General features: G+C 50.0%; 24 protein-coding genes and 1 other RNA gene. 13 read left to right on the top strand and 12 right to left on the bottom strand.

The genetic code is table 11. The features are described from left to right. Window positions 1–14 precede the first annotated feature (14 nt). Window positions 15–1166 (top strand): site-2 protease family protein, encoded by a 1152-nt coding sequence (locus tag ACYVAM_RS20115; RefSeq protein WP_461070293.1) that lies wholly within the window; start codon window positions 15–17, stop codon window positions 1164–1166. A 203-nt stretch (window positions 1167–1369) separates the two neighbouring features. Here the strand turns inward: ACYVAM_RS20115 and ACYVAM_RS20110 are convergent, their stop codons facing one another. From ACYVAM_RS20110 to rpiB, 7 genes are all read right to left on the bottom strand, one after another. Beyond that, a complete protein-coding gene (locus ACYVAM_RS20110) occupies window positions 1370–1966 on the bottom strand; it encodes a YceI family protein (protein WP_461070291.1) in 597 nt (198 codons plus the stop codon). Window positions 1967–1991: 25 nt separating this feature from the next. Then, the gene (locus ACYVAM_RS20105) at window positions 1992–2501 is read right to left on the bottom strand and encodes a hypothetical protein (RefSeq protein ID WP_461070289.1); all 510 of its coding nucleotides are present in this window, start codon (window positions 2499–2501) and stop codon (window positions 1992–1994) included. Between the two features lie 102 nt (window positions 2502–2603). Then, entirely contained in the window at window positions 2604–3719 is a 1116-nt protein-coding gene (locus tag ACYVAM_RS20100) for a helix-turn-helix domain-containing protein (protein WP_461070287.1), read from the bottom strand. A gap of 4 nt (window positions 3720–3723) precedes the next feature. Further along, window positions 3724–4341, bottom strand: a complete 618-nt coding sequence (locus ACYVAM_RS20095; protein ID WP_461070285.1) for a 3'-5' exonuclease — start codon at window positions 4339–4341, stop codon at window positions 3724–3726. Window positions 4342–4501: 160 nt separating this feature from the next. Then, window positions 4502–6634, bottom strand: coding sequence for an FUSC family protein (locus ACYVAM_RS20090; protein WP_461070283.1), 2133 nt, complete (start codon window positions 6632–6634; stop codon window positions 4502–4504). 113 nt (window positions 6635–6747) lie between these two features. Further along, window positions 6748–8514, bottom strand: coding sequence for an ABC transporter ATP-binding protein (locus tag ACYVAM_RS20085; protein WP_461070281.1), 1767 nt, complete (start codon window positions 8512–8514; stop codon window positions 6748–6750). Window positions 8515–8525: 11 nt separating this feature from the next. After that, window positions 8526–8957, bottom strand: coding sequence for a ribose 5-phosphate isomerase B (gene rpiB, locus ACYVAM_RS20080; protein WP_461070279.1), 432 nt, complete (start codon window positions 8955–8957; stop codon window positions 8526–8528). Between the two features lie 129 nt (window positions 8958–9086). Between rpiB and zwf the strand changes: the two genes are divergently transcribed. The 4 genes from zwf (at window position 9087) to ACYVAM_RS20060 (ending at window position 12182) form a co-directional block, all read left to right on the top strand. Beyond that, a complete protein-coding gene (gene zwf / locus ACYVAM_RS20075) occupies window positions 9087–10586 on the top strand; it encodes a glucose-6-phosphate dehydrogenase (protein ID WP_461070277.1) in 1500 nt (499 codons plus the stop codon). A gap of 197 nt (window positions 10587–10783) precedes the next feature. Next, window positions 10784–11122, top strand: coding sequence for a cupin domain-containing protein (locus ACYVAM_RS20070; protein WP_461070276.1), 339 nt, complete (start codon window positions 10784–10786; stop codon window positions 11120–11122). Window positions 11123–11166: 44 nt separating this feature from the next. Beyond that, window positions 11167–11892 (top strand): 6-phosphogluconolactonase, encoded by a 726-nt coding sequence (pgl, locus tag ACYVAM_RS20065; RefSeq protein ID WP_461070274.1) that lies wholly within the window; start codon window positions 11167–11169, stop codon window positions 11890–11892. Window positions 11893–11960: 68 nt separating this feature from the next. Further along, complete coding sequence (locus tag ACYVAM_RS20060) at window positions 11961–12182, top strand: hypothetical protein (RefSeq protein WP_461070272.1); 222 nt, start codon at window positions 11961–11963, stop codon at window positions 12180–12182. Window positions 12183–12449: 267 nt separating this feature from the next. Here the strand turns inward: ACYVAM_RS20060 and ACYVAM_RS20055 are convergent, their stop codons facing one another. The 5 genes from ACYVAM_RS20055 to parS form a co-directional block, all read right to left on the bottom strand. Beyond that, on the bottom strand, window positions 12450–13307 hold the full coding sequence (locus ACYVAM_RS20055) for a dienelactone hydrolase family protein (RefSeq protein WP_461070270.1): 858 nt from the start codon (window positions 13305–13307) through the stop codon (window positions 12450–12452). A 237-nt stretch (window positions 13308–13544) separates the two neighbouring features. Then, window positions 13545–14309: an SDR family oxidoreductase gene (locus ACYVAM_RS20050; protein WP_461070268.1), complete on the bottom strand. Its 765-nt coding sequence runs from the start codon at window positions 14307–14309 to the stop codon at window positions 13545–13547. Window positions 14310–14380: 71 nt separating this feature from the next. Next, window positions 14381–14797: a helix-turn-helix domain-containing protein gene (locus ACYVAM_RS20045; protein WP_461070266.1), complete on the bottom strand. Its 417-nt coding sequence runs from the start codon at window positions 14795–14797 to the stop codon at window positions 14381–14383. Window positions 14798–14876: 79 nt separating this feature from the next. Then, entirely contained in the window at window positions 14877–15326 is a 450-nt protein-coding gene (locus ACYVAM_RS20040; protein WP_461070264.1) for an RES family NAD+ phosphorylase, read from the bottom strand. 3 nt (window positions 15327–15329) lie between these two features. Further along, window positions 15330–15770, bottom strand: coding sequence for a type II RES/Xre toxin-antitoxin system antitoxin (parS, locus tag ACYVAM_RS20035; protein ID WP_046574544.1), 441 nt, complete (start codon window positions 15768–15770; stop codon window positions 15330–15332). A 205-nt stretch (window positions 15771–15975) separates the two neighbouring features. Between parS and fumC the strand changes: the two genes are divergently transcribed. From fumC to rnpB, 8 genes are all read left to right on the top strand, one after another. Further along, the gene (gene fumC, locus ACYVAM_RS20030; protein WP_461070261.1) at window positions 15976–17376 is read left to right on the top strand and encodes a class II fumarate hydratase; all 1401 of its coding nucleotides are present in this window, start codon (window positions 15976–15978) and stop codon (window positions 17374–17376) included. Between the two features lie 104 nt (window positions 17377–17480). Then, complete coding sequence (locus tag ACYVAM_RS20025; protein ID WP_461070259.1) at window positions 17481–18650, top strand: toxin-antitoxin system YwqK family antitoxin; 1170 nt, start codon at window positions 17481–17483, stop codon at window positions 18648–18650. Window positions 18651–18801: 151 nt separating this feature from the next. Then, on the top strand, window positions 18802–20136 hold the full coding sequence (eat, locus tag ACYVAM_RS20020; protein ID WP_461070257.1) for an ethanolamine permease: 1335 nt from the start codon (window positions 18802–18804) through the stop codon (window positions 20134–20136). A 15-nt stretch (window positions 20137–20151) separates the two neighbouring features. Then, complete coding sequence (locus tag ACYVAM_RS20015; protein WP_461070255.1) at window positions 20152–21534, top strand: ethanolamine ammonia-lyase subunit EutB; 1383 nt, start codon at window positions 20152–20154, stop codon at window positions 21532–21534. After that, window positions 21531–22319 carry an ethanolamine ammonia-lyase subunit EutC gene (eutC, locus tag ACYVAM_RS20010; RefSeq protein ID WP_461070253.1) on the top strand — a complete coding sequence of 263 codons (789 nt, stop codon included), beginning with the start codon at window positions 21531–21533 and terminating at the stop codon, window positions 22317–22319. Before ACYVAM_RS20015 ends, eutC begins: the two co-directional genes overlap by 4 nt. A gap of 150 nt (window positions 22320–22469) precedes the next feature. Beyond that, complete coding sequence (locus ACYVAM_RS20005; protein ID WP_461070251.1) at window positions 22470–23498, top strand: Smr/MutS family protein; 1029 nt, start codon at window positions 22470–22472, stop codon at window positions 23496–23498. A 145-nt stretch (window positions 23499–23643) separates the two neighbouring features. Beyond that, window positions 23644–24939: a DUF4403 family protein gene (locus ACYVAM_RS20000; RefSeq protein ID WP_461070249.1), complete on the top strand. Its 1296-nt coding sequence runs from the start codon at window positions 23644–23646 to the stop codon at window positions 24937–24939. A 77-nt stretch (window positions 24940–25016) separates the two neighbouring features. Beyond that, window positions 25017–25427, top strand: an RNA gene (gene rnpB / locus ACYVAM_RS19995) — RNase P RNA component class A. The last annotated feature ends 27 nt before the right edge of the window (window positions 25428–25454 follow it).

Genomic DNA, 25454 nt, shown 5'->3' with positions numbered 1-25454 from the left:
ACTCTACATCATAAATGAGCCCACGTACCCGTACCTACCTCCTCCACGGAGGTCTTTTTTTAATTACCCTGATTACGACCACTATGGCGGGAGCCGAGTGGATGTTTGGCCGGTTATTCATTCCAATCGAGGGTATGAAAACGCTCGGCTGGGCGGAGTTTGTGGACGGATTTAATTTTTCGATTCCCTTTCTGGCCATTCTGACCGTTCATGAATTTGGCCATTATTTTACGGCCAAAGCCAACCATGTCAGGGTCACCTTGCCTTATTATATCCCCTTGTGGATTGGCATTGGGCAAAGTATCGGTACGCTGGGGGCGTTCATTCGGATTAAAGATTACATCAACAGCCGCCAGAAATACTTCGATATTGGCATTGCTGGTCCACTGGCCGGGTTTGTTCTGGCGCTGGTCGTGCTGTGGTACGGTTTCACCCATTTGCCACCGCCCGAATTCATCTTTACCATTCACCCGGAATATCAGAAATGGGGACTCGATTACGGTCGTTATGCCTATCAAAACCTGCCCGAAGGCGTTTCTCCGCTAGCTCTTGGCGATAATCTGCTCTTTAACTTTTTCAAGAATCACGTAGCTGACCCTGCCCGAATACCGCACCCGTACGAGATGATTCATTATCCGTATCTGATGGCGGGCTATCTGGCATTGTTTTTTACGTCGCTGAACCTCATTCCCATTGGGCAGCTGGATGGTGGCCACATTCTGTATGCACTCATTGGCCGCAAACGGTTTCAGTGGGTGTCGCCTGTCCTGTTTACGGTCTTTGCGTTTTATGCCGGATTAGGTATGTTTAAACCCAGCGATTTTGCCGTACAAACCGACGAGGCTTTTTACTCCGAATTGGGTAACTTTGGCCTCTACATTGGTTTCCTGTACCTGGCTTTTTCACGAATCAGCGAAAACCGGATGACGTCCCTGATCATTACCCTTAGTGTGGTGGCTACTCAGCTGGTAGTTGTCTGGGCGCGCCCAGATATAGAAGGGTATTCGGGATTTCTGGCGTTTGCCTTCGTATTGGGGCGTTTCCTGGGGATTTATCATCCAGAAACTGAACTGGAAGAACCCCTTAATCTCAAGCGGCAATTACTGGGCTGGCTGGCACTGGTTGTTTTTGTCCTGTGCTTTAGCCCACGTCCGTTCATTTATTAAGCCTACCTCAAGTCCACAGTACACCAGTACGGCCGCGTTAGCGATCACATGTTTTTAGAAAAGATAGCTTGGGGAGAGCTTTGGTTGCGTAGCGATCTAACTGTACTGTTGTCTGATCGCATAGCGATCAAAGCGTCTCCAGGTGGCCTTTCTATAAACATTAAGTTCCTCTGGGACTCCTCGCAACCCAAGTTGAAGCTATTTTACCGGGTAGCGCTTCGTTTGGCGGATGTAACCGGTTTGGCAAGGACATCGAACGCTAAGGCAAATTCGTTTTTGATCGCCTGATCACCCAGATCGGCAAAGAAACTTGTCGAATTATACCGAATGCCGAACTGGGTTCGATCAATGAGCGCCCGGCCCTTGATGCGCAGACCGGTGCCATCCTGACCAACGGTAACGGGAAATGAAACCGTCTTTGTAATACCTTTTAGAGTAAGTTGTCCCGTAGCCACCGTACCCGACAGCGACCGTAACACAAACGTGGCCGTTGGGAATCGAGCTGCATCGAAGAACGCTTCATCCCGAAGGTGCGTCTGTAATCGGTCGTTTTCGTGCTGAATGCTGGTCATATCCATGGTCATTGTAGCGCTGCTGATCTGGTTGCCCGTTCGGGTTACCTGTCCCCTGGACAGGCGGAGCGTGCCAGTGGGTGCCCATGAACCCACTTCAGCGTAACCCGTCCAGGTAAGCTTACTGGCGTCGGTGTCAATGCTGAACGATTGGGACTGCGCCCGAACTGATATTGATAAGGTAAGTACGAAAATAAAGGCGGAGATGATGTTTGTCAGCGTTTTCATGTATGTATCTGGTTTGATGGAATGACTATTTGATGAGGTTTCCTTCTGTCTCGATCAGGCCGTAACCTTTGTACAATTTTCCCGAGCGATCCCGCGCAATAATGTACCAGAGCGCGTCGCCCCCATAAGCTTGCTTGCCGAATCGCCAGTTCTTGCCGAACGTATAGGTTTGCCCACTCTTTAATTTTCCGCTGGGGCAGTTAAATTTTTCTGCAAACAGGTTGGTGTCATACTGCATATTCGGATGCCATCCCGTTGAATCGTACCAGATAAAACTACCCGCTTCGACCAGTTCGAGGTCGCTCACTTCGGCGCGAACCATTGTGGAATGTTTCCAGTAATAGGTATCGCCTTCCAGCGTAGGAACGCAGGGGTTGTTGGTGTGCCAGAGCGTAAGTCCAACCGGTAAAGACCGGAGCTTGTCGGGCAATAGCCGACTTTTGTCGGACCAGCCGGAATCCCGGCGCTGTGCGGTAGCCATTGGGCCCATGAGCAGGCCGGTGACGAGAGTTGTGAGAAGAAGAAATGAGCGCATCGTTGAACGTGTTTGGTTCGTTTGAACGATACAAAGGTGGCGGCTCAAGGGGCCCCAAGCGCCCCAGAAAAGGATTGGGGCGTCCCAACGGATGATTTGGGCTTAGTCGGGCTGAGCAAACTCGCTTGGCGATTGCCCGGTATGCTGACGAAAGATCCGGTTAAAAGTCGTTTTGGAATTGAATCCCGATTCCAGGGCAATACCCAGTAAGGTAAGTCGGGCCAGGTCATTGGACCGCAACCGCTGCTTTACTTCACTGACCCGGTAGTCGTTCACAAAATCATTGAACGACTTGCCAATACCGGCATTGATGACCTGCGAAACAACTTTAGGGTTCAGATCAACATGCTGGGCAAGTTCGGTTAAGGTCAGGGTGGGGTTGAGGTATAATTTGTCATTATCCATAGCCTGACGAATGCGCGCAACGTGGTCTGGATTTACGTCCACGGCTACTTTGATGGGACTAAGGGGCATACCGGCTACGGCATCGTTCTTGAAGTGCACATTAGCTAAGTTGCCTTGTTTCAAACCGGCCACGCCCAACACAATCAGGAGCAAACAAAGCAGCCAATATGAATAGTCATACTGGTAAAACGAATGAAAAACATCGCGCAGAACAAGCTCAACAGCCCATTGGACGCATACCACAGCTAAGATCACCAGTAAAACCTGGAGCCATCGCAAAGTCAATTGGCTGGTTTCCGAGAAATTTTCCTGTACATAACGGCCATAATTCCGGAGTAGACGTAAGGATAAAAGCAGGTAGATTAGCAAGGAGAGCCAGGTGCCGTCGAATTCGATGCTGTAGGTATATGGATAGTGAATCGTGGCCCAAAACCAGTTCCGAAATTCGTAGGACTGGCCCGTAAGAAAGAGATAAAGCGCGGCCTGAATGGCAACCGGCAGAAAATGCAATCCGTGTTTGCGCTCAAAACGGAAATTGCTGTTCGTCAGGCTCTTGACATAAAAATAAATAAGCGGGCCAAAGGCGAACGAGTAAAAAATGGGTAGAAAATACAGGTCTGCATTTTGCCTGTACAGGCCCGATACCCGGAAGAAACCATCGATTTGCCAGCAGGAAATGGCCGCCATCAACCCCGCAAGAAATCGATTAGCCAGCCGATTATAATGGGTAAACCAAAGCAGCCCGGCCGAAAAAAAACCGATATTGATGATGGACAACGCCAAAATTACTTCAAACGCGAAGCGGATCTGCATGCGGTTAGCCAATTAGTTTCATCTCGTCGGCCAGTTTAAAGACTTTTTTCAGGCATTTGGCCGTCAGCACCGCATCTTCCAGCGCATTATGGAAGCCATCTTCGCGGGTGAACCCAAAATAACCGGCAATAGCCGTGAGGCTCAGCCGATCCGGTACTTTTTGTCCGTTCGCTTTTAAAACCCGGAAGCTAAAATAAGCCAGCGTGTGCAAATCAAGTAAGACGCGCGAATAGGGCCATTTCAATTTCTCATAGCGGTAAGCCTCTTTGAGAAAGTTAATGTCGTTTATAACGCTCTGACCGCAGATGATCACATCACGTAAAAACGGGGTTCGGTCCAGCTGTCCTTTGGGCACGCGAAGACCAAGTTGCGTACAAATCCACTCTTCCAGTTCGGGCAGTACGTCATAAATCATCGGAGCATCTTCCAGCTCAGCCAGTGACAAGTTATGAATCTTTTCGGAAGAGGAAGAAAAGGCTTCCTTATTCTCCGGATACACATTTGTTAGATAAGTGCCTTTCTCAACCCAGTTATCGTCGAATAAGACAGCACCAATCTGAATGATCTCGTTGTAATCAGGCTCGGGTCCCGTCATTTCGAGGTCAAGAACTAAGTAAGGCATATTTTTAAGCTTTAATATGGTAGAATGAAGTCTAAAAAAGTCAATTATAAATCGAAAAACTATTTGATAGTTTTTCGATGCTGGAACAAATCAGGCCTTAATGGCGTTTACCCTATAACAAACCAGAAAAGTCCCCTGTAGCTAACCTACCGGGGATTTTTTATTTGTCAACCCGCTCCACCAGTTTTCCGATATCACTGCTAATCTGTTGAATAAATGCTAACTGGTCGCTCAATAGTGGGTCGGTTGGCGTGTCGATAACAAGGGAAGGCACTGACGAAGTGGGTGAATCCTGAAGAGTTCGTTCGGTTGTTGTTCCTAAACGGCGCAGACTTTCAGTCAGCGTAAACAGAGCCCGTTTGACCGGGCGCAACAATGTGGTTGGGTAAACCGTAGGCTGTGCGGTCAATTGAGCCGATGTGATCGTAGCGATATTGGCCGAGAGAATGTGATTCAGGACGACAAATTCGTAAATAAGCTTCTCATTCCGCTGTTTATGTTTGGGTTCAGACAGCATTCGCTCGAAAGCCGCCGACAGGTTCGCCGATGTGACATATACTTCCTTGCGGGCCAGCTTGTACTCAATCATACTGATCTTTCCACCCGAAAGGCTATCGAGCAGTAACTGCAAATACCGAATGTTGGCGTGCAGAATGGCTTTCATAGGTTTGATCAACTGATCGGACTCCCATTGCGGAAAAAAGGAATAGCCTGCCACCAGAGCAATAATTCCCCCCAGCAATGTATCGAAAAAACGCTCTTCGGCAACGCCCAGATAGCTTACACCCAGAAAGCTAAAGAGAATGAGCACAAAAGGAGTTACGCAGATCACCATAACGATGTAATTGATCCGCTGGGCGCTGTAGGTGCCCAGCATGAATAGGACCATAAAGCTGAACTGTACGTACTTGTTGGGGAAAAAAGTTAACACAAGAACACCAAGGATGCCGCCGGCCAGTGTGCCGCTGATCCGCTGGATATTTCGTTGTTTGGTCAGGCTGAAAGCGGGTTTCAGAATAACGGAAATCGTTAATAGCACCCAGTAACTATGGTGTCCGTAGGGCAGTAGTTTGGTAATGATAAACCCCAGAAGCATGGCAATCGCTACCCGTATCGAATAACGGAACGTTAAGGAACTGAAGGTCAGATTATCCAGAAATGATTTCAGGTCGATTTCCTGATGCGAAACAAACCGGCCATATTCCATGGCTTCGTTGTCGACGGGGTTCAGTTTCGTGGAGGCCAGGTTTTTTTGCAGCGTACTGACCCGCTGGCTGATTGTTCGTAAACTAACCAGCACTTTTTTGAGTACGAGGGTACTACCATCCTGATCGCTGATGGCGTCGATGCTGCGTTTCAGGTTTTCCAGTTCAGGCCTGTTGTGAACAGGCCTGTGAAACGGTACGGGCAACTGAATGGCTAAACCGATGTGATCCAGCTCGACCGACAACCGCCGAATGGAGCGGGAAATTTCATCCAGTACGCCCGACTTTCCAAAACGCTCGCGGATATCGGAATAGTCATAATACATGGCAATAATTTGTTCGTACAAATCGACTACATCCACAAACGTAAGGAGTAATAACCGGCCTGTTCTTGTGGATTCGGTAACAATACGCCGACTCTTGAACAACACTTCCCGCACCGCGTCCTGTTTTTCGCTTACATCGACTTGTTGGGCAATCAGTCGGCGATAGTCATCGTCCAACTGGGTACTGGTATCGTAAAAGTCTGCTTTAATGGCCATCAGTTTGGCGATCTCATGAATGCATTGCCCCAACGCCTGCTGTGCCAACCGATACGGCTGCAACCGCGACGCTATCAAACTGATGGTACTGTACCAGACGCTCCCGGCCAGCACTAACGTACTCTCATGTACGACACCCCGCGCGTCGAGTGGCCGGTCGATCATCAGGATCATGATGAGCAAGGCTGCTGTCCCGACGGATGTTGCGCGACTGCCATAGATGGCAAACATGGAGAAGAAAAAACTGAACAGGAATAGCTCAACGCCTAAAATGTATGGGTGCATCCGGGCGAAACCCGTTATGAACGTTACTGAAAAGCTGATTAAGGCACTGATGGCCATCGCATTGCGTCGGTGCATGACCGGGCCTGGCGCGTCGCTCAAACTGACGTTCAGCGCCCCCAGCGACATGGCCATGCCCGCCTGAAGCTGTCCGAACTGAGCGAGCAGTAAAGAAGGCAACAGAATGGACAGCGTTATGCGCAAACCATCAGAAAAATACTGGCTGGACAGAAAATAACTGACCTGCCGACCACGCTTGTTCATAAAGAAACTTCCTATCAGGTATTGGCCTAAAAGCCGGGCCGCGATTTTGTGGTCTGATCAGTAATTGTAGTCCGCTGTTTATCAACGTCTATGCTGTTAAACGCGGGCCGTTCTTAGTGCCCGGCGGTTGTCAGGCTTGTTCGGCGTTCGCCGATCTGTTGCCGCCACATGGCATAATATAGGCCTTTTTGGGCAACCAATACATCATGACTACCCATCTCGACAATTTTGCCTTTCTCCAGCACAAAGATGGTGTTGGCGTGCAGGATAGTCGACAACCGGTGAGCAATCAGGATAGTAATCTGCTCATTCAGAGCTGATACACTCCGAACGGTATCCGTAATTTCTTCTTCAGTTAGTGAATCGAGCGCCGACGTAGCTTCATCGAAAATCAGCAGCCGCGGGTGCCGAACCAGGGCGCGGGCAATGGACAGCCGTTGCTTTTCGCCCCCCGACATTTTTAGGCCACCTTCGCCAATTTGTGTGTCGAGCCCATCGGCCGAACGAGCCAGCAGGTGATCGCAGGCGGCTTTGTCCAGCGCGTCGAGCATTTCGGCTTCGGTAGCATCGGGTTTGACGAATAACAGATTTTCGCGGATGGTTCCGGCAAATAGGTGCGTATCCTGAGTAACAAACCCGATTTGGCGACGCATGGGATTAAACCGAATGTCTTTGGTGGAAATGTCGTTGTAATAAATTTCCCCGCCAACGGGCCGGTAAAGCCCGACCAGCAGCTTGACCATCGTGGACTTCCCGGAACCGGACGGTCCTACAAACGCAATGGTATCGCCCAGCCCGGCTTCGAACGACACGCCGTCAATGGCATTCTGACCCGCGCCATTATGCCGGAAAACCACGTCGTCGAAGCGTAATCGTTCCAAAGGTCCAACGACTATGGGTGATTCCGGATTTCGTTCGATGGGTTTCTGCATCAACTTGTCAAAACTATGGAGGCCCGCTTCGGCTTCGCGATACGCCAGAATGATGTTGCCCAGTTCCTGGAGCGGATTGAAAATGGCGACTGAAATGAACTGCATGGAAATCAGCTCGCCGGTGCTTAACACATGGCGGAAAATGAGCCAGAGGAGCGTAAACAGAACCGATTGTTTGAGGATATTCAGGGTTGTGCTTTGCCAAAACGAGAGCAGCCGAACCCGTTTCACTTTAAACATTTCCAGGTCGAAGATGCGCCCGGTCTGAACTTTCAATCGTCTGATTTCCGGAAACGTCAGGCCTAAGCTTTTGATCAGTTCAATGTTGCGGAGCGACTCGGTAATGACACCCGATAACAGGGCTGTTTCGCGGTTGATCGACCGCTGGGTCGTTTTGATCTGTGTACTAAGCAAACCCGTCAGGCCACCCAGCAGCAAGACGCCGATCAGAAACACCGGAACCAGCGCCCAGTGTTTCGTAACGGCGTACCAGATTAGAAAGCCAATGCCGACCAGCGACGAAAACAGGATGTTCACGAAGGCATTAATGAACTTCTCGGTGTCGGTACGGACTTTCTGTAAAATCGAGAGCGTCGCTCCGCTGCTTTGATCGCCAAATTCCTGGTATGACAATCGAAGCGTCTGTTTGAGCCCGTCATTAAAAATGTCGGTACCGAATTTCTGAACCACCAACCGGGTGGTGTATTCCTGAAAAGCCTTCGTTATGTTGGACAACAGAGCCACGCCAACGGCTATTCCCAGCAGGAACAAGACTCCGTTGATCTTTTGCGTATCGGTTTTCTGACCAGGGTTGGTTGCGTATTCGTCGATAAGCTTACCGAAGATAATGGGGTCGACCAGAGCCAATATCTGGGCAACACCCGCCAACGCTAACGCCAGCACGGCCAGCCAGCGGTACGGTTTCAGGTAATTCCAGAGTATCAGCATGGTCGAATCAATTACCGATCAAGCTCCTCAATACGAGCCTGGTGCCGACCGCCTTCGAAGGGTGTATCGAGCCAGATTTTTACCAGATTAAGGGCTGTCTCTTCGCTCATCATCCGTTCGCCAATGGATATGACGTTGGCGTCGTTGTGCTGGCGGCACAATCGGGCCGACTCTTCGTTCCAGCACAGGCCGCAACGCACACCCTTGATGCGGTTGGCCATAATGGCTTCTCCATTGCCTGAACCACCCAGTACAACGCCCCGCTCAACTTCGCCGGCTGCAACAGCTTCGGCAACGGGACGGATGAAAAGTGGATAATCGACGGAGGGCGTTTCGGCATACGTGCCCTTGTCAATAACCTCGTGTCCCAGACCTGTGAGAAATTGTTTGATCGCTTCTTTGTAACGGAAACCAGCGTGATCGGAGCCTATGGCAATTTTCATATGTAAACGATAGGAAGTAAAACAACAGCCAAAAGTAGCAGAATCATGTGCTAAGATGAAACCTTAACGGAGTAAACTTGTTCGGAAAACAGACTGGCGGTAATTTGCAGCCCGTCAATACTACTGACTATGATTCCAGCTACTAATCAGCGCCCATCGGCAACGATCTTATTTATCTTTGGTGGCAGCGGAGATTTGAATCTCCGCAAACTGACCCCCGCACTCTATAATCTGTCGCTTGATAATTACCTGTCAGACCAGTTCGCGGTGGTTGGATTGGGTCGAAGCGAGTATACAGATGAATCGTTTCGGGAGCGGTTGCTCGAAGGCGTACAATCGTTTTCCCGCCGAAAAGACGACCTGGAAACCACATGGGGGTCATTTTCGAAAGCCATCTCTTACCTGCAAATGGATGCGGGTGATGCAGGCGCTTACTCGAAACTAACTGACTTCGTCGCCAAAAAAGAAGGCGAATGGGGCGGCCCGGCCAACATTGTCTTTTATCTGGCCGTAGCGCCCCAACTGGTGCCCGGCATTGCGACCAACCTGGGTAAACTCGAACTCTGCTGTGATAAATCACGCGTTCGGATTGTCGTTGAAAAACCTTTCGGGCACGATCTTAAAACGGCGCAGGAGCTTAATACACTCTTGGGTGGCCTGTTTGCCGAAGAGCAGATTTATCGGATCGACCACTATTTAGGGAAAGAAACGGTTCAGAATATTCTAGCCCTTCGGTTTGCCAACTCGCTATTTGAGCCGATTTGGAACCGGCGCTATGTCGAATACGTGCAAATCACCGCTTCCGAAACGGTAGGCCTCGAAGGGCGGGGCGGTTATTACGAAGGGTCGGGGGCACTGCGGGATATGATCCAGAATCACCTGCTCCAGATGCTCTGTATGGTAGCCACCGAAGCGCCCATTTCGTTCGACGCCAATGAGGTTCGAAACAAAAAAGTGGATGTATTGAATGCCATTCGCCGGATCAAGCCCGAGCAGGTGAAGGATGTAGCCGTTCGGGGACAATATGGACCCGGTCAGAAAGACGGGAAAGCCATTCCCGGCTACCGCGAAGAGGAAGGCGTCAAGCCCGATTCGAAAACGGAAACCTTTGCCGCTGTCAAGTTATTTGTCGACAACTGGCGGTGGGAAGATGTCCCGTTTTACCTGCGTACCGGCAAGTCGCTTCCTGAAAAAGCAACGGTCATCAATATTCAGTTCAAACCCGCTCCAAACTACGCTTTCCCCGACGAAGCCACCGAAAATTGGTCGTCGAACCAATTGACGATCGGCATTCAACCGGCCATGGACATTCGGTTGCGGTTTCAGGCCAAGCGGCCGGGCCAAACCCTCGCTATCGACCCCGTAGAAATGGTATTCAGTTATAAAGAAGCCTATGAAGAGCAGGAGCCGGAAGCATATGAAACACTCTTGCTGGATGTGATGACGGGTGACGCTACGCTGTTTATGCGCGCCGATCAGGTTGAAGCCGCCTGGAAAGTAGTTACCCCAATTCTGGAAGCCTGGGAATCCGACACCGTCGATTTTCCAAACTATGCACCCGGTTCGTGGGGTCCCGACGCGGCTCAGCAACTGGTTGAGAAAGACGGCTTTCAGTGGATGATGAAGTAGACGTTAATGGGTTGTGGTTTGTCGTTTATGGTTGGCTGACGAATGAGTGGCCCGTGGGGATACAGATCCTAGATAGAGCCAACTACAAACCGTAAACGACAAACCACAACACAGGTCCCAATCTCTCCGTGGTCCGTGGGGACACGGACCACTCATTCGTTAGCCAACCGTAAACTGCAAACTACAAACCGTAACCCATGTCCCAACTCGCTACCCTATTTGTTGATGACCAAAGCTTGCCGTGGGAACAGGTAGCTGAAGGCGTGAAACGCAAAATCATGTCCTATGATGCGAACCTGATGATGGTTAAGGTCGCCTTTGAAACGGGTGGTATTGGCGCGGCCCATAGCCATGTTCATACCCAGATGAGCTACGTGGCCAGCGGTGCATTTTCCATCTCGATCGGTGATGAAACGCGAACCGTTCGGGCGGGAGATGCTTATTATATTCCACCCAATGTCTGGCATGGAGCCGTTTGTGAAGAGGCTGGTGTGCTGGTCGATGTGTTTACACCTATGCGTGAAGATTTCGTCTAATATCCTGTTGCTCAGTATTTTGAGCGATAGCTGAAATGTCTGCTATGCAACTCATTATAAAAAAGAATCCGGCCGATCTGGCCAATGCTGCGGCTGATTTCATTACAAAACGTATAAAAGACGTCCTTAAAAAACAGGACCGCTTCACGATTGCCCTGTCGGGAGGAAGTACGCCCAAAGCGCTACACGAGTTATTGGCAAAGGCTCCCTATGTTGACCAGATTCCATGGCTTCAACTGCATGTTTTCTGGGGCGATGAGCGCTATGTGCCCATCGACGATGAGCAAAGCAATGCGGGTATGGCGTATGATACCCTGCTTGGGCATGTCTACACACCCGAAGAGCAGATTCATGTCTGGCGTACGGACCTCGAACCCGACGCGGCTGCCGCTGACTATGACCGGATTCTGCACGACTATTTTGGTGCTACGGGACCCTCTTTCGACCTCGTTCTGCTGGGCATGGGTGACGATGGGCACACGCTTTCTTTATTCCCCGGCACCGAGGTTATCCACGAAACAACGGCCTGGACCGACGCTTATTTCCTGACCCAGCAGGACATGTATCGGCTGACACTGACAGCACCCATCGTGAATCGGGCTTCGTGTGTCGCCTTTCTGGTGGCCGGTCCTAAAAAAGCGGAACCGTTAAAAGAAGTACTCGAAGGAGACTATAATCCGGATAAATACCCGTCGCAGGTAATCAAGCCGGTTGACGGGGAGCTTGTCTGGCTGGTCGATGAAAAAGCGGCAGCTCTGTTGAAAAAATAAGTTCATTCTCGTACGCCTTATACTGACGAAGCCCCTCAATGTTGAGGGGCTTCGTCAGTATAAGGCGTATGAAAAGAGACTATTTGATAGAATCTTTCTTCGTGGTATCGCTCATCATTGTCGATGAAGAGTCGCTCATCATCTTGGTGGAGTCGCTCATCATAGACGTGCTGTCTGATACAGTCGTTGTCGATGTAGTTGATTCTGTTTTCGAGCTGGAGCAGGCCGTGGCCAAAGCCATCATTGACAGGAAGAAAAAAGCAGATTTTGCCATGTCGTTGGTGAATTGAAGTAGTTAGTAGATTTATACATTGTTAATACACCATACGGAAGAAAGTAACCCACCGTAATGGCTTAATTTTCAGTACTACCAATTTTTTGGCTACTATTTTTGATAAAGACAGATAAAAAATTGTGCTAGAAGCCATTGGATAACGATAAATGTACTAACCCAATGGCCCATAGCCTGTATGCAGTGGCTGATGAGGCTACCGGTTGATAAGCTGATGGCGGTTGACTTGTTAGTGTTTATGATTAATTGGCCAGTGGCTGGTTCATCAAGCCAGTTTCGTTTTTAAGAATTTAGTTGTCCGTTCCCAAGCTAATTTGGCAGCGGCTTCATTATAGCGGGTGGGCGCGGTGTCGTTATTGAATGCGTGCTGAGCGCCTTCATACACATATAGTTCGTAGGGAACGCCTGCTTTCTTCAGGGCTTCTTCGTAAGCGGGAATTCCGGCATTGATGCGCTCATCGAGACCGCCGTAATGGAGTTGTACGGCTGCTTTTATTTTAGAAACATCGGCGGCATCGGGCTGGCGACCGTAGAAGGGGACCGCGGCTTTGAGGTCAGGGTAATGAACCGCGAGCTGGTTGGCCATGGCACCGCCCCAGCAGAAACCTACGCACCCTACTTTACCATTGCTTTCGGGACGTGTTTTAAGGTAATCGAGCGCTTTCTCGAAGTTCTCACGGGTTTTCTGGGCATCTAGTTTACCGAAAAGTTCGCGCATCTGCGTTTCGTCAGCCGGTGTTCCGCCTGAAGCAGAAAGAGCATCGGGGGCCAGGGCCAGAAAGCCGGCCAGCGCCAATCGGCGGGTTACGTCCTCGATGTGCGGGTTCAAGCCCCGGTTTTCGTGAATGACCACGACGGAAGGGTACTTCCCGGCCGCTGTTGGCCGGGCCAGATACCCCTTCATGGTCGTGTCTGAACCAGGAAATGTAACCGACTCTGTTTTGATACGATCGTCCTGTTTAGGTACCGTTTCGGCATGCGCATAGTTGACTTCCAGAAGCGGTAAAACGGTTAATGCTGCGGCCATACTGCCCGTTAGCTGCGCCAGTCGCTTCAGAAAATCGTCCCGTTTTAGCGGTTTGTGTGTGTATTCGTCGAAGAGATTAATAATGCGTTGATCCATGAGTCATCTGGTTAAAGGCTTATCCCGTAAAACTGACGAATCGTTCACGGAAATACAAACGCGCTCAACGCCGGTTATCAAAATCGTACGTCAGCGTATTTGTATTTCACGGGTCCTATGTCCTCACATATCCCTATGCGTCAGCCTGACTGCTTACTGAATAAAAAAAGGGTCTGTGCGGACACAGACCCTGGCTGATGATCTCCCAAATAATCGGGTTACCTTAAAAGACCGGCATTACAAAAACATACCGCCCGAAACTTCAATCCGTTGCGCGTTGATCCAGCGGGCTTCCTCGGTGCACAGAAATGCGACCACCCCGCCGATGTCATCGGGCAGACCAACGCGACCCAGCGCCGTAACCGAGGCCACTTGGCTGTTGATCTGAGTGTTATCCCGCACAAGGCCCCCGCCAAAATCTGTTTCGATAGCCCCTGGAGCGACTACATTGACAGCGATTCCCCGTTCGCCCAGCTCTTTGGCCAGGTATCGGGTGAAGACTTCGACTCCCCCTTTCATGCTGGCGTAGGCTGAGTAGCCTGGCGTGGCAAAGCGAGCCAGCCCTGTTGAAATGTTGATGATCCGACCACCGTCGTTGAGTAGGGGCAGGGCTTTTTGAGTCAGGAAGAAAACACCCTTCAAATGGATAGTCACCATCTCGTCAAACTGCTCTTCTGTTGTATCGGCGAACGACGCATACGCGGCCGTACCAGCATTGTTGATCAGAAAGTCGAAGTGACCGGCCGAAAATGTGTTCTGCAGGGCGCTACTTAGCTGTCCATAAAACGTGTCGAAACTTCGGACATCGCTGGCGTTAAGTTGCAGGGCCACGGCTTTCTGGCCGAGGGCTTCTATTTCAGCCACGACGGCCTGGGCCTCGTCCTGTTTGCTAAAGTACGTCAGCACGACGCCAATGCCTTTTTTTGCCAAACTGAGGGCCATGTTTTTGCCCAAACCCCGGCTACCGCCGGTCACTAACGCAATTTTGTTTTCAGTTGCCATCGTCTTGTGTTCAAATATGATGACACAAAATTGGGGCTTATAACCCGTCGGGTTATGGTGACAGCTTCAGATTAAATGGTGAGCAGTTCAGTTTTTGCCCATTCTTCCTGCAAAATCGATTCCCTATACTGTTTGGGCGTCAGGCCCTGAAACCGTTTGAAGAACTTGGTGAAGTTGGATGGATCGAAGGTGAGTGTGGTGGCAATGCTGGCGATAGAGCGTTGGTTTTCCTGCAACATGGCCCGGGCAATGACCATGATCTTTTCTTCAAAAAAGAAGCAGGGCGCTTTGCCGGTTGTCAGTTTAATGGTGTTGCTTAGGTGCGTTGGGTGGATGTTCATCTCGTCGGCAATATCCCGGATTTCGTACATGTCCAACACACGACCGTCGACAATATCGGCCAGATGCCGGTCGATGATGCGTAGAAAATCAGCCGTTATTTCGTGCTGACGAGCCGCTATTTTCTGAGGTAGTTTGTAAGGAGGCATACTGAAGTCCGTTTGGCCTTTTCGTCAATACTAACCGTTTTTACTCGATTTTAGATCGTATAGACCAATACTCCTGAGCTTATTTCAGCCTTGGGTCAAACGAATGTGGTTCAACGCTAATCAATTTAAGTGTTTTGTGCTCGGGGTGAAGCGGATTGAGAAGATAATTGAACTCAGTTGGGGAATGAACGGATGGGACTTGCAAAAGCCAATAGGCCATTGCTTTCTGCCATTGTTCCGCGATTACAGCCAATTCAGAACGGTATGGAATTGCTCGCCAATTTGTAGGGAGCGTGCCTAGCGGAACGTTAAAACAGGTAGCATCCTCCGGAACCTCAAGGGTTACTAACATAAGGTTATCCGGTAATGTTGTCGAGTTGGCCAGTAGCTCAAGTTTTGCGAGCGAGACACAGTCTGACGTATACAAAATTCTGGTTCCTTTACGATTCCATCGCCCAGCACTGTAGAGGCCACCGGTGCCGCTAAGATCGTTCGCAAAAGCGGTTGGCGAGAAACGATATAATCGCATGGTCTATGAATAAATACCGTATTGGATGCGAAATAAGATTTCCATTGCCTCCTGGCGTCCAATAGTTGAGTCCAGTAAATCGACAGGTTTTCGATTTCCCAGCGCGTAGTTAGGATTGTCTAACCAATAGTGGAATTTTTCTGAGCTACCAAAAATATCGATCCCTTTGGCGTAGAGTTCTGAGAGGGAAATAGCTTTTTCGGTTTCATCTTTAGTTAAAGATGACTTGGCCCTAATTCGACGCTGATAGGTACTTTCAGAAATGGCTAATAAATGGCTCATTGTACGGTTCGAAAAGCCAAGCCTGTCTTGCAAAAACTTGACTGATTGCATTGGCAAGCCTTCATTGACCAAGTCAATTAAGTCAAACGTATTTTCTACATGTCGCTTTACAACCGATTCTCCCCCCAGAGCAGTCATTATTTGAGGAATGGATACTTGCATAGTAATTTGATAGTTTTGTTCCTGTTAAATGATAACAATAGGCTAAAGGTAAGAATTCAGTTCAACCCAAAACGATAGGCGAGAATTGTTTTTCAGTTCTACCTTTGCAGTCCTATTACCGAGTGAGCGAGCGAAATTTGACTGAGCGAAACCCGTCGTCTCTCTAAATCGCTCGTTCGCTCTCACACTCTTTTACTCTTTATTCATGGAATACCGTATCGAAAAAGACACGATGGGCCAGGTACAGGTGCCGGCCAACGTTTATTGGGGCGCCCAGACCCAGCGCTCGATCGAGAACTTTAAAATTGCTCAGGATATCAATAAAATGCCCCGCGAAATTATCCGGGCGTTTGCCTACCTGAAAAAAGCAGCCGCCCTGACCAACCTCGACGCGGGTACATTGACGCAGGAAAAAAGCGACCTGATCGGGCAGGCCTGCGACGAAATTCTGGACGGAAAGCTAGATGACCAGTTTCCCCTCGTCGTGTGGCAGACCGGTTCCGGTACCCAGTCGAACATGAACGTAAACGAGGTGATTGCCTATCGCGGACACGTTCTGCATGGTGGTCAACTCGCCGACGAGAAAAAATTTCTGCACCCCAACGATGATGTAAACAAGTCGCAGTCGTCGAACGATACGTTTCCGACGGCGATGCACATTGCCGCCTATAAGATCCTGGTCGACGTAACGATTCCGGGCATTACTAAGCTACGCGACACACTGGCCGCCAAGTCAAAGCAGTTCATGCACATCGTCAAAATCGGACGGACGCACTTCATGGATGCGACGCCACTGACGGTAGGGCAGGAGCTGTCGGGCTATGTTTCGCAACTCGATCATGGTCTGCGCGCCATTAACAATTCGCTGGCTCACCTGAGCGAACTAGCTCTGGGTGGCACCGCGGTGGGAACCGGCATCAACACGCCCCTGAATTATTCCGAGAACGTGGCTAAGCACATTGCTGCGGTTACGGGTTTGCCCTTCATCACGGCCGAAAATAAGTTTGAAGCGCTTGCCGCCCACGATGCCATTGTGGAAGCCCACGGTGCGTTGAAAACCGTAGCCGCCAGCCTGATGAAAATCGGTAATGATATTCGCATGTTGTCGAGCGGCCCGCGCGCGGGTATCGGCGAACTGCACATTCCGGACAATGAGCCGGGTTCGTCGATCATGCCGGGTAAGGTAAACCCTACCCAAAGCGAAGCCATGACGATGGTCGCTGCGCAGGTAATGGGCAACGACGTAGCCATCAACATTGGGGGCATGAGCGGCCATTTCGAGCTGAACGTGTTCAAACCGGTTATGATCTACAATTTCCTGCATTCGGCCCGGCTCATCGGCGACGTTTGTGTGTCGTTCAACGACAAGTGTGCGGAAGGCATCGAGCCCATCGAAGCGAACATTAAGAAGCACGTCGATTCGTCGCTGATGCTGGTAACCGCCCTGAATACGAAGATCGGCTATTACAAAGCTGCTGAAATTGCCCAAACGGCCCACAAAAACGGGTCTACCCTGAAAGAAACGGCCCTCAAACTTGGCTACCTGACGGAAGAGGAGTTCAATGAGTGGGTGAAACCGGAAGATATGGTAGGAAAGATTGAGTAAATCATTCCTCTAAAATTTAATAAAGGCCGGAAGTTAGTTCTTCCGGCCTTTTTATTTACCCATACTTTTCTTTGATTTGAACGACTATCAAAGATGTATGAGCCATGAAATCAACCTTATGGAGTAGGATCGTTATCAGTTTATTAGTCCTACACGGTGGGTCTGTTTTTGCGTGTTATTGCAGTAATTACGATCCTTTAAATGAGGCCACGTATAAAAAGTATAAATACATAGCCTTCGTTAAAATTAAAACATTTGCTCCATTTTCAATACCTGCACAAACCCAAAAAGACCATCAGTATAGTGATCTAGCTATGTTCACGGTTGATATACTAGAAAACTATAAGGCCCCCTTGCCTGATACACTACTCATGGGTGGGTATAAGACCTCGTGCGATATTGGCTTGCGACCGGGCCAGGAATGGGTGATATTCGTGAATGATTCACAGGATTATGCTACTGTATTTTCTTGCAATTACTCGTTTCAATATCGAGACCAGGATGGCAAGCGTGATTTAGCTGACGATTCTGGTGATGCCGCAATAAACCGTCTTCGCAAGGCATTTAACGTAAAACCGGATATTGTTAGAAACGGACGTGTTGAATCTTTCTACCCAACCGGACAAAAAGAAACATCAGCGTTCTATACACTGGGTAAATATGAAGGGGAGCGACTATACTGGTATCCGAATGGTCAATTATGGGGGCGTGAAACGTATGTACATGGGTTGAAAGAGGGCGTTGCCGAAAAATGGTTTGATGATGGACATGTAGCACATAAAGAAAAATATAGCAGAGGTATGCTGGTTGATACCAGCCAGAGTTGGTATGAAAGCAAGACATATCTCCCGACATTAAGGATGTTAAGCGATATGTATCAACAATCATTGGATTCTACACAGCGATTGTACGGCGGTCATCAATTATTAAATACTACTCTGTATGATCAACAGGGCCACCAGTTATATAGTAAAAGTTATTACCGCACCGGACGAATAATGCTTGAAACAATTAGTTTGCCCGATAAAGGCATTGACTATGTAACTCGCTTCCGGGAAAATGGGCTTATTCAGATGACTAGTCTCTCTGAGAGGGTTGAGTCTCAGCCATATGGTTCAACTAGGCAAACGCTGGTAGAAATTGATTATAGCGAAGACGGAACCCAAAGAGGATTTTATAATGATCGAAAGGGGAGACTGATACGACGAACACTCATTAAGAACGGTATAGAGACAGTTCTGGAAGAAAAACACTATAACGATGGGAAAAAGTAAGGCAAGTTTAGACTTATTGCCTAATCCTTTAACTACAATCGGAGAGCAGTTGCAAAAAGCGATCGGCTATTTATTGGCTGATCGCTTTTTGTTTTTACTTTTAGCGGATTGACATTTCTTCATTGTCCGTGAACAACGCTACACAACCTCAATGGCTAACGAATCTCCGGCACTAAAAAAGGCATTGACCCCGGTTCATTTATGGGCCATTGGCGTGGGACTAGTCATTTCCGGCGAATACTTCGGCTGGAATTATGGTTGGGGAGTCGCTGGAACCGTAGGACTGTTGCTGGCTACGTTGTTTATTACCCTGCTTTATTTTACGTTTATTTTTAGCTTCACCGAACTCACAACGGCCATTCCGAATGCGGGTGGGCCGTTTGCCTACGCCCTGCAAGCCTTTGGACCTCTGGGGGCGTTAGTGGCCGGGTATGCCACCCTGATCGAGTTTTTATTTGCGACACCCGCTATTGCGCTGGCGCTGGGCAGTTATGTGCATTTTCTTTATCCCGGCATTTCGGTTGTCTGGTGTTCCATAGGGTCATTCGTCGTGTTTACGTTGATCAATCTGCTGGGCATAAAAGAAGCGGCCTGGTTCTCGTTAGCGATGACCATTATTGCCATCGGCGAACTATTACTTTTCATTGGCGTCGTGTATCCGTACACTCGTTTCGAGACCTTTTTGCATAACCCAATGCCGTTTGGCTGGTCCGGCGTGTTTGCGGCCCTGCCGTTTGCTATTTGGTTGTTCGTTTGCCTGGAGGGCATCGCGATGGTGGCCGAGGAGGTGAAAGATGGAAAAAATACGATTGCCAAAGGCTACATTTCGGCCGTGTTGACGCTGACCTTTCTGGCCCTCACGGTCATGATCAGTGTGGGCGGTATTACGAATTGGGAAAACCTGGACCACCTCGATTACCCGATGCCCGAAGCTATTGCCATTGTGCTTGGCCGACAGAATCCACTGACAAAATTTTTCGCCAGCGTTGGCTTGTTTGGCCTGATTGCATCGTTTCATGGCATTATTATCAGCTATTCCCGGCAGATTTTTGCGCTGGCCCGAAGTGGCTACCTGCCCAATGGGCTGGCGTCGGTCAGTAAAACCCGGCAAGTCCCGGTCCGGGCATTGGTGGCGGGTGCCGTCTTTGGTATGATCGCACTACTTTCATTTGACACGAGCAAACTGGTGATCCTGTCTACAATTGGGGCCGTCGTCGTTTACATCATCAGCATGCTGGCGCTATTCCGGCTCCGGCAAACGCAGCCCGCCCTGCCACGATCTTTCAAAGCGCCGTTGTATCCATACGTTCCGGCGCTGGCCCTGTTGCTGGCGGTTGTAACGCTCATTGCCATGATTTACTTTTATAGCTGGTTAAGTTTTCTATTCTTTATCGGGCTGGTTGTTCTTGCGGGCGTATTTTACGTATCGGGTAAATATCAGAAAGTGAAGCAGGAATGGCAGCAGGCCCTACCGGCCAACTCATAAAACCACAACCTTGGAATGGCCTATACATGCACCATTGGCAGCTTTACATACCGCTTCCAGGACCTAAAGCAACTCCTGGCCAAGGCGACCCCGCTACGTTCGGGCGATGCGCTGGCTGGCCTGGTTGCCGAGAGTTACGAAGAGCGTGTGGCGGCCCAGATTGCACTGGCCGATGTGCCGTTGACTACCTTTCTGAATGAGGCCGTCATTCCGTACGAAAGCGACGAGGTAACGCGCCTGATCATGGATACGCATGATAAAGCGGCTTTCTCGAGTATTAGTCATTTTACCGTCGGGGAACTCCGCGACTGGTTGCTGAGTGATGAAGCCACCACGGGTATGTTGCGCCAGATAGCTCCCGGACTTTTACCCGAAATGGTGTCCGCTGTATCGAAACTGATGCGAAATCAGGATTTGATTCTGGTGGCAAAGAAGTGTGAAGTAGTCACCCGGTTTCGAAATACGCAGGGGCTACCGGGGCATTTATCCGTTCGCTTGCAGCCCAATCACCCCACCGACGACGCCAAAGGGGTAGCGGCCAGTATTATCGACGGGTTATTGTATGGCAGTGGTGACGCCATGATCGGTATCAACCCGGCCACGGATAGCCCGGCGGCAACGGCGCAACTGCTGTACATGCTTGACAACCTGCGTGAGCGATTCGACATGCCGACCCAAAACTGCGTGCTGAGCCACATTACGACCACGTTGCAGTTGATTGAGCAAAACGTGCCCGTTGATCTGATTTTTCAGTCGATTGCCGGTACTGAAAAAGCGAATGCCAGTTTTGGGGTAAATTTATCGCTCCTGCAGGAAGCGCACGAAGCGGGTCTTTCGCTGAATCGGGGTACGCTTGGCAACAACCTGATGTACTTTGAAACGGGGCAGGGGAGTGCGCTTTCGTCAGGCGGCCATCATAACGTTGACCAGCAAACATGTGAGGTGCGGGCGTATGCCGTAGCCCGGAAGTTTAACCCGTTTCTGGTCAATTCTGTCGTTGGCTTCATTGGCCCGGAGTATTTGTTCGATGGAAAACAAATCATTCGGGCGGGGCTTGAGGATCACTTTTGCGGGAAGCTGATGGGCTTGCCCATGGGCATGGATATTTGCTATACCAACCACGCGCAGGCCGATCAGGACGATATGGATACGCTGCTGACCCTGTTGGGTGTAGCCGGTATTACCTTCATCATGGGCATTCCCGGCGCCGACGACATCATGCTCAACTACCAGTCGACCTCCTTCCACGATGCGCTTTACCTCCGCCGGGTGCTGGGCCTGCGACCGGCGCCCGAATTTGAAGAGTGGCTTCTTCGGCAGGGCATTATGGACGGCATCGGGAATCGATTGTCGGGAGGTGCGCAAAAACAACTATTTGCGGCCCTTCTCCCAGCATGAACGAACCGCAAAAAAAAGGCATCGAGCCCGACGAATGGGAGCCGCTCAAGGCTTATACCCGAGCCCGGATTGCGCTGGGAAAAACCGGTGTTTCGGTTCCGCTTAACGAATCTCTTCGATTCAAACTGGCGCATGCGCACGCAAAAGATGCCGTCTATTCACAGTTAGATCTGGCTGATTTACAGACATCTCTGGCCGATGCGGGCTTGCCCATTCATACTTTGCGGAGCCGGGCAGGGAACCGGGATATCTATCTGCAACGACCCGACTACGGTCGTTTGCTTGACGACCACTCAATTGATTACCTCCAGCAACTTAACAGCCCTCCGGCCGACATCTGCATTATCCTTGCCGACGGTCTGTCGGCAACGGCCATCATGAAAAATGCTGGCTCGGTGATTCCATTATTGGTCAACAGGGTCCGGCAGGCGGGTTATTCACTGGCGCCAATACTCGTCGTTGAGCAGGGACGGGTAGCGATCACCGACGCCATTGGCGAGATTCTGCGCCCTCGATTGGCTATTGTCTTCATTGGTGAACGGCCGGGCCTGAGTTCGTTCGATAGCATGGGGGCCTACATTACCTACGCGCCCGCGCCTGGCTTGACGGATGAACGACGAAACTGTATTTCGAATATTCGGGAGCAGGGCCTATCCGCTGAAATGGCCGTCGATAAGCTGATGTATCTCATTCAGTCGGCTTTTCGGCTGCAACTAACGGGCGTCGCCTTGAAAGACAATAACGACCTTGCTGCAAGTGACTTACGGGGAAATATTGTCGGATAGTTACATACATAACCAACCAAAACCATTTCTCTTCAAATGATTTGCCCTAAAAGGGAAGGGATTTTTGTTTATATCAGTTATACTTTTGGCAAGTCATTGGCACCAAATGCCGATTGACGACTGACGTAAAACGACTGATCGCTACCCTCTATGAATATTGGTGATAAAGTCCGGTTGCTCCGGGCAAAAGAACAAGGAGTTATATCGCGCTTTTTACCCGGCGATATGATCGAGATTGAAATTGAAGATGGATTCAGGATTCCGGTCATGCGTTCGGAACTGGTTCCGGTTTCGCCGTTGGAAGCCGACCGTCTGCTCAGGACCAGCACCTTTGCCCCGCAAAAAACGGTGGAGCCAAAAGCCCCGACGATCCTGTCGAACCAGGGTATTTATCTGGCGTTTATGCCCGTTAATGACCGGGAGTATACGCTTCATTTGATCAACAACACCGACTGGGAGTTTGCCTACGTGCTGGGTGAAGAATCGGCGGGTGCCGGCGGAGGGGTTCAGTTTCGGGGCCTTCACAGTGGCCTCCTGAAACCCAAGTCGCAACAGAAAATGAACGATCTGTATGTACATGCCAGCTTCGAAAGCTGGCCGACGTTTGTGGTGCAGGGTCTTTGGTTCAGAGCAGGCAAATCGTCGTTACGACAGCCGCTGATCAAACGGTTCAAAGCACGGGCAACAACGTTTTTTAAGAATAAAACGACAGTGCCCATTATCAATCTGCCCGGCTTCCTGACGCAGCTGGATGCGGAGAGCGATCAACCGCAAGCATCTGCACCGACCAGCAACCGGGCTGCCCAACCGAAGCCTACGGTCATTCATCCCGAGGATTTAAAGGCAGAAATGCTTAAACCAAAATCAGATCCAGACACGGTGTCCGTTGAACGGCCAACGTCGGTTGTCGATCTGCACGTCGAACAATTGCTACCCAAGGGAGCGGGTAACCGAAACCCCGCTGAGTTATTAAAACTACAACTCGATACCTTTGAGAAAACGCTTGAAAATGCCATTGCCAGCGGCATGAGCGACATTACGTTCATTCATGGGGTAGGGAGCGGCTCGTTGCGTACTGAACTCCACAAGCGATTAGGTCAACACCCGCATGTCAAATTTTTTGAAGACGCTCAAAAGCAGAAATTTGGCTATGGCGCCACCAAGGTCACGCTTAAGTAGACAGGGTATGCTCGATGGAGACTATCGATCCCCCTATTTGTGTCTTGTTGTTCTGTGTTGTAATTTTTTTCTAGTAAGTTGCGGACATCCGTCTGGTAACCGACTGAATACCAGAGCACCTAAAGAAGCCTATAATACCACCGAAATGGAAGTTCGAAATGAACGCTTTTTGTCTACGGCGCATGTACCTGTGTCCATTGCGCTGGGCGATGTTGAACGGCAAATCAATGCGCAGGTAACTGGACTGATCTATGAGGATAACAGCTTAGACGACAACAATAAGGATCAGTTCATGACAAAGGTGTGGAAGCGGGGGACCATCCTGGTCAATGCCCAGGATAGCCTGTTCCATTTCACCGTGCCGTTGCGTATCTGGGTCAAAGCGGGCGTGTCGGTACTTGGCTTCACGCAGTACAAGGAAACTGAATTTGAGATCGATCTACGTTTCAAAACGAAGTTCGATCTGGACCCCGACTGGTCAGTCAACACACATACCGAAGCTGATGGGTACGGATGGGTGCGTCGGCCAACGGTGAATATTGTTGGACTAAATATTCCGATTACGAATATTGTTGGCCGGATGATCGACAAAAATCTGGGCAGTATCACCAAAACGCTGGACCAGCAGGTGCGCCGAAACATCGACCTTCGAACGCCCGTCCTAAAAGCCTGGAACACAATTCGGGAGCCCTACCTTATCTCCGAAAAATACCGGACCTATTTGCAGGTGGTACCCAAACGGATACTCATTACACCCTTGCGTTTTGAAGGTCGGGTCATTCGGTCTACCATTGGCTTTGAAGGATTTACGCTGACGACAACCGGCGCTAAGCCGGATGTGAAACCAGCCGTATCGCTCCCTGATCTGGTCGTTGTTCCGCAGGTAAAAGATGATTTTCAAATAGGATTATTAAGTGAGGCCACGTACCCGGAAGCGGCTAAACTTGCCGCCGATGAGTTCGTTGGTAAATCGTTTTCCTTTAGCGAGAATCGATACAATATCACGATTACGAGTATGGACATGTACGGTCAGAATGATAACCTGATTATCAAGGCTGGCCTGAAAGGTACGATCAACGGCGATATTTATCTGAGCGGACGGCCTTACTACGATGCACAGCAACAGACTATCTCGTTAAAAGACTTGCGGTATGATCTGGACACCCGCAATGTGTTACAGCAGTCGGCTAGCTGGCTATTGAAAGGCCCTTTTGCCCGAACTCTCGAGAAGCAACTCACAATTCCCATCGGCTCCCAATTGGCCGACATGCAGAAACTGTTGCAGGAGCGATTAAAAAATAACCAGATCGTTAAGGGTGTCACGATCAATGGGCATATCGACGAAATTAAACCCGATCAGGTTTATTTGACCCCAACCGCCATGCTGGCCGTTGTTCATGCGAAAGGCCGGATCGACGTAAAAGTGGAGGGATTGCAGTGAGATAACCTATGGTTGCAGGTTAACTTATATTGGTTTCTCAAAACCGACGCATATCCGTACCTTTGCGCTCCCTGAGCGGTACGAGTCGGCTTATCGCGTCCGAGCAATTGGGCGAGGAAAGTCCGGGCAGCATAGGGCACCCTACTTCCTAACGGGAAGGCGGGCGGTTGGGAACGACCGTTCGACAGCCAGTGTCACAGAGAATATACCGCCCCGTTTTGGCGGGGTAAGGGTGAAAAGGTGGGGTAAGAGCCTACCGCCCGCTGGGTGACCAGCGGGGCAGGATAAACCTTAGGGGCTGAAAGACCAAATAAGCGTCGGACGTGGGGCGGCTCGTCTCCGTTTCTGCGTACTTCCAGCCGGGAGTGCGTTGACTGCCGACGCGGGTAGGTCGAACGAGGTGGTCGGTGACGACCATCCTAGATAAATGATAAGCCATTCCGCTTTCAGCGGGAGGACAGAACCCGGCTTATAGACTCGTATGGTGAAGGGTTTTTTAGGTTTGTAGTTGGCTG

This window comes from Spirosoma horti (assembly GCF_054776595.1).
This window is presented reverse-complemented; position numbering and strand designations above follow the sequence as displayed.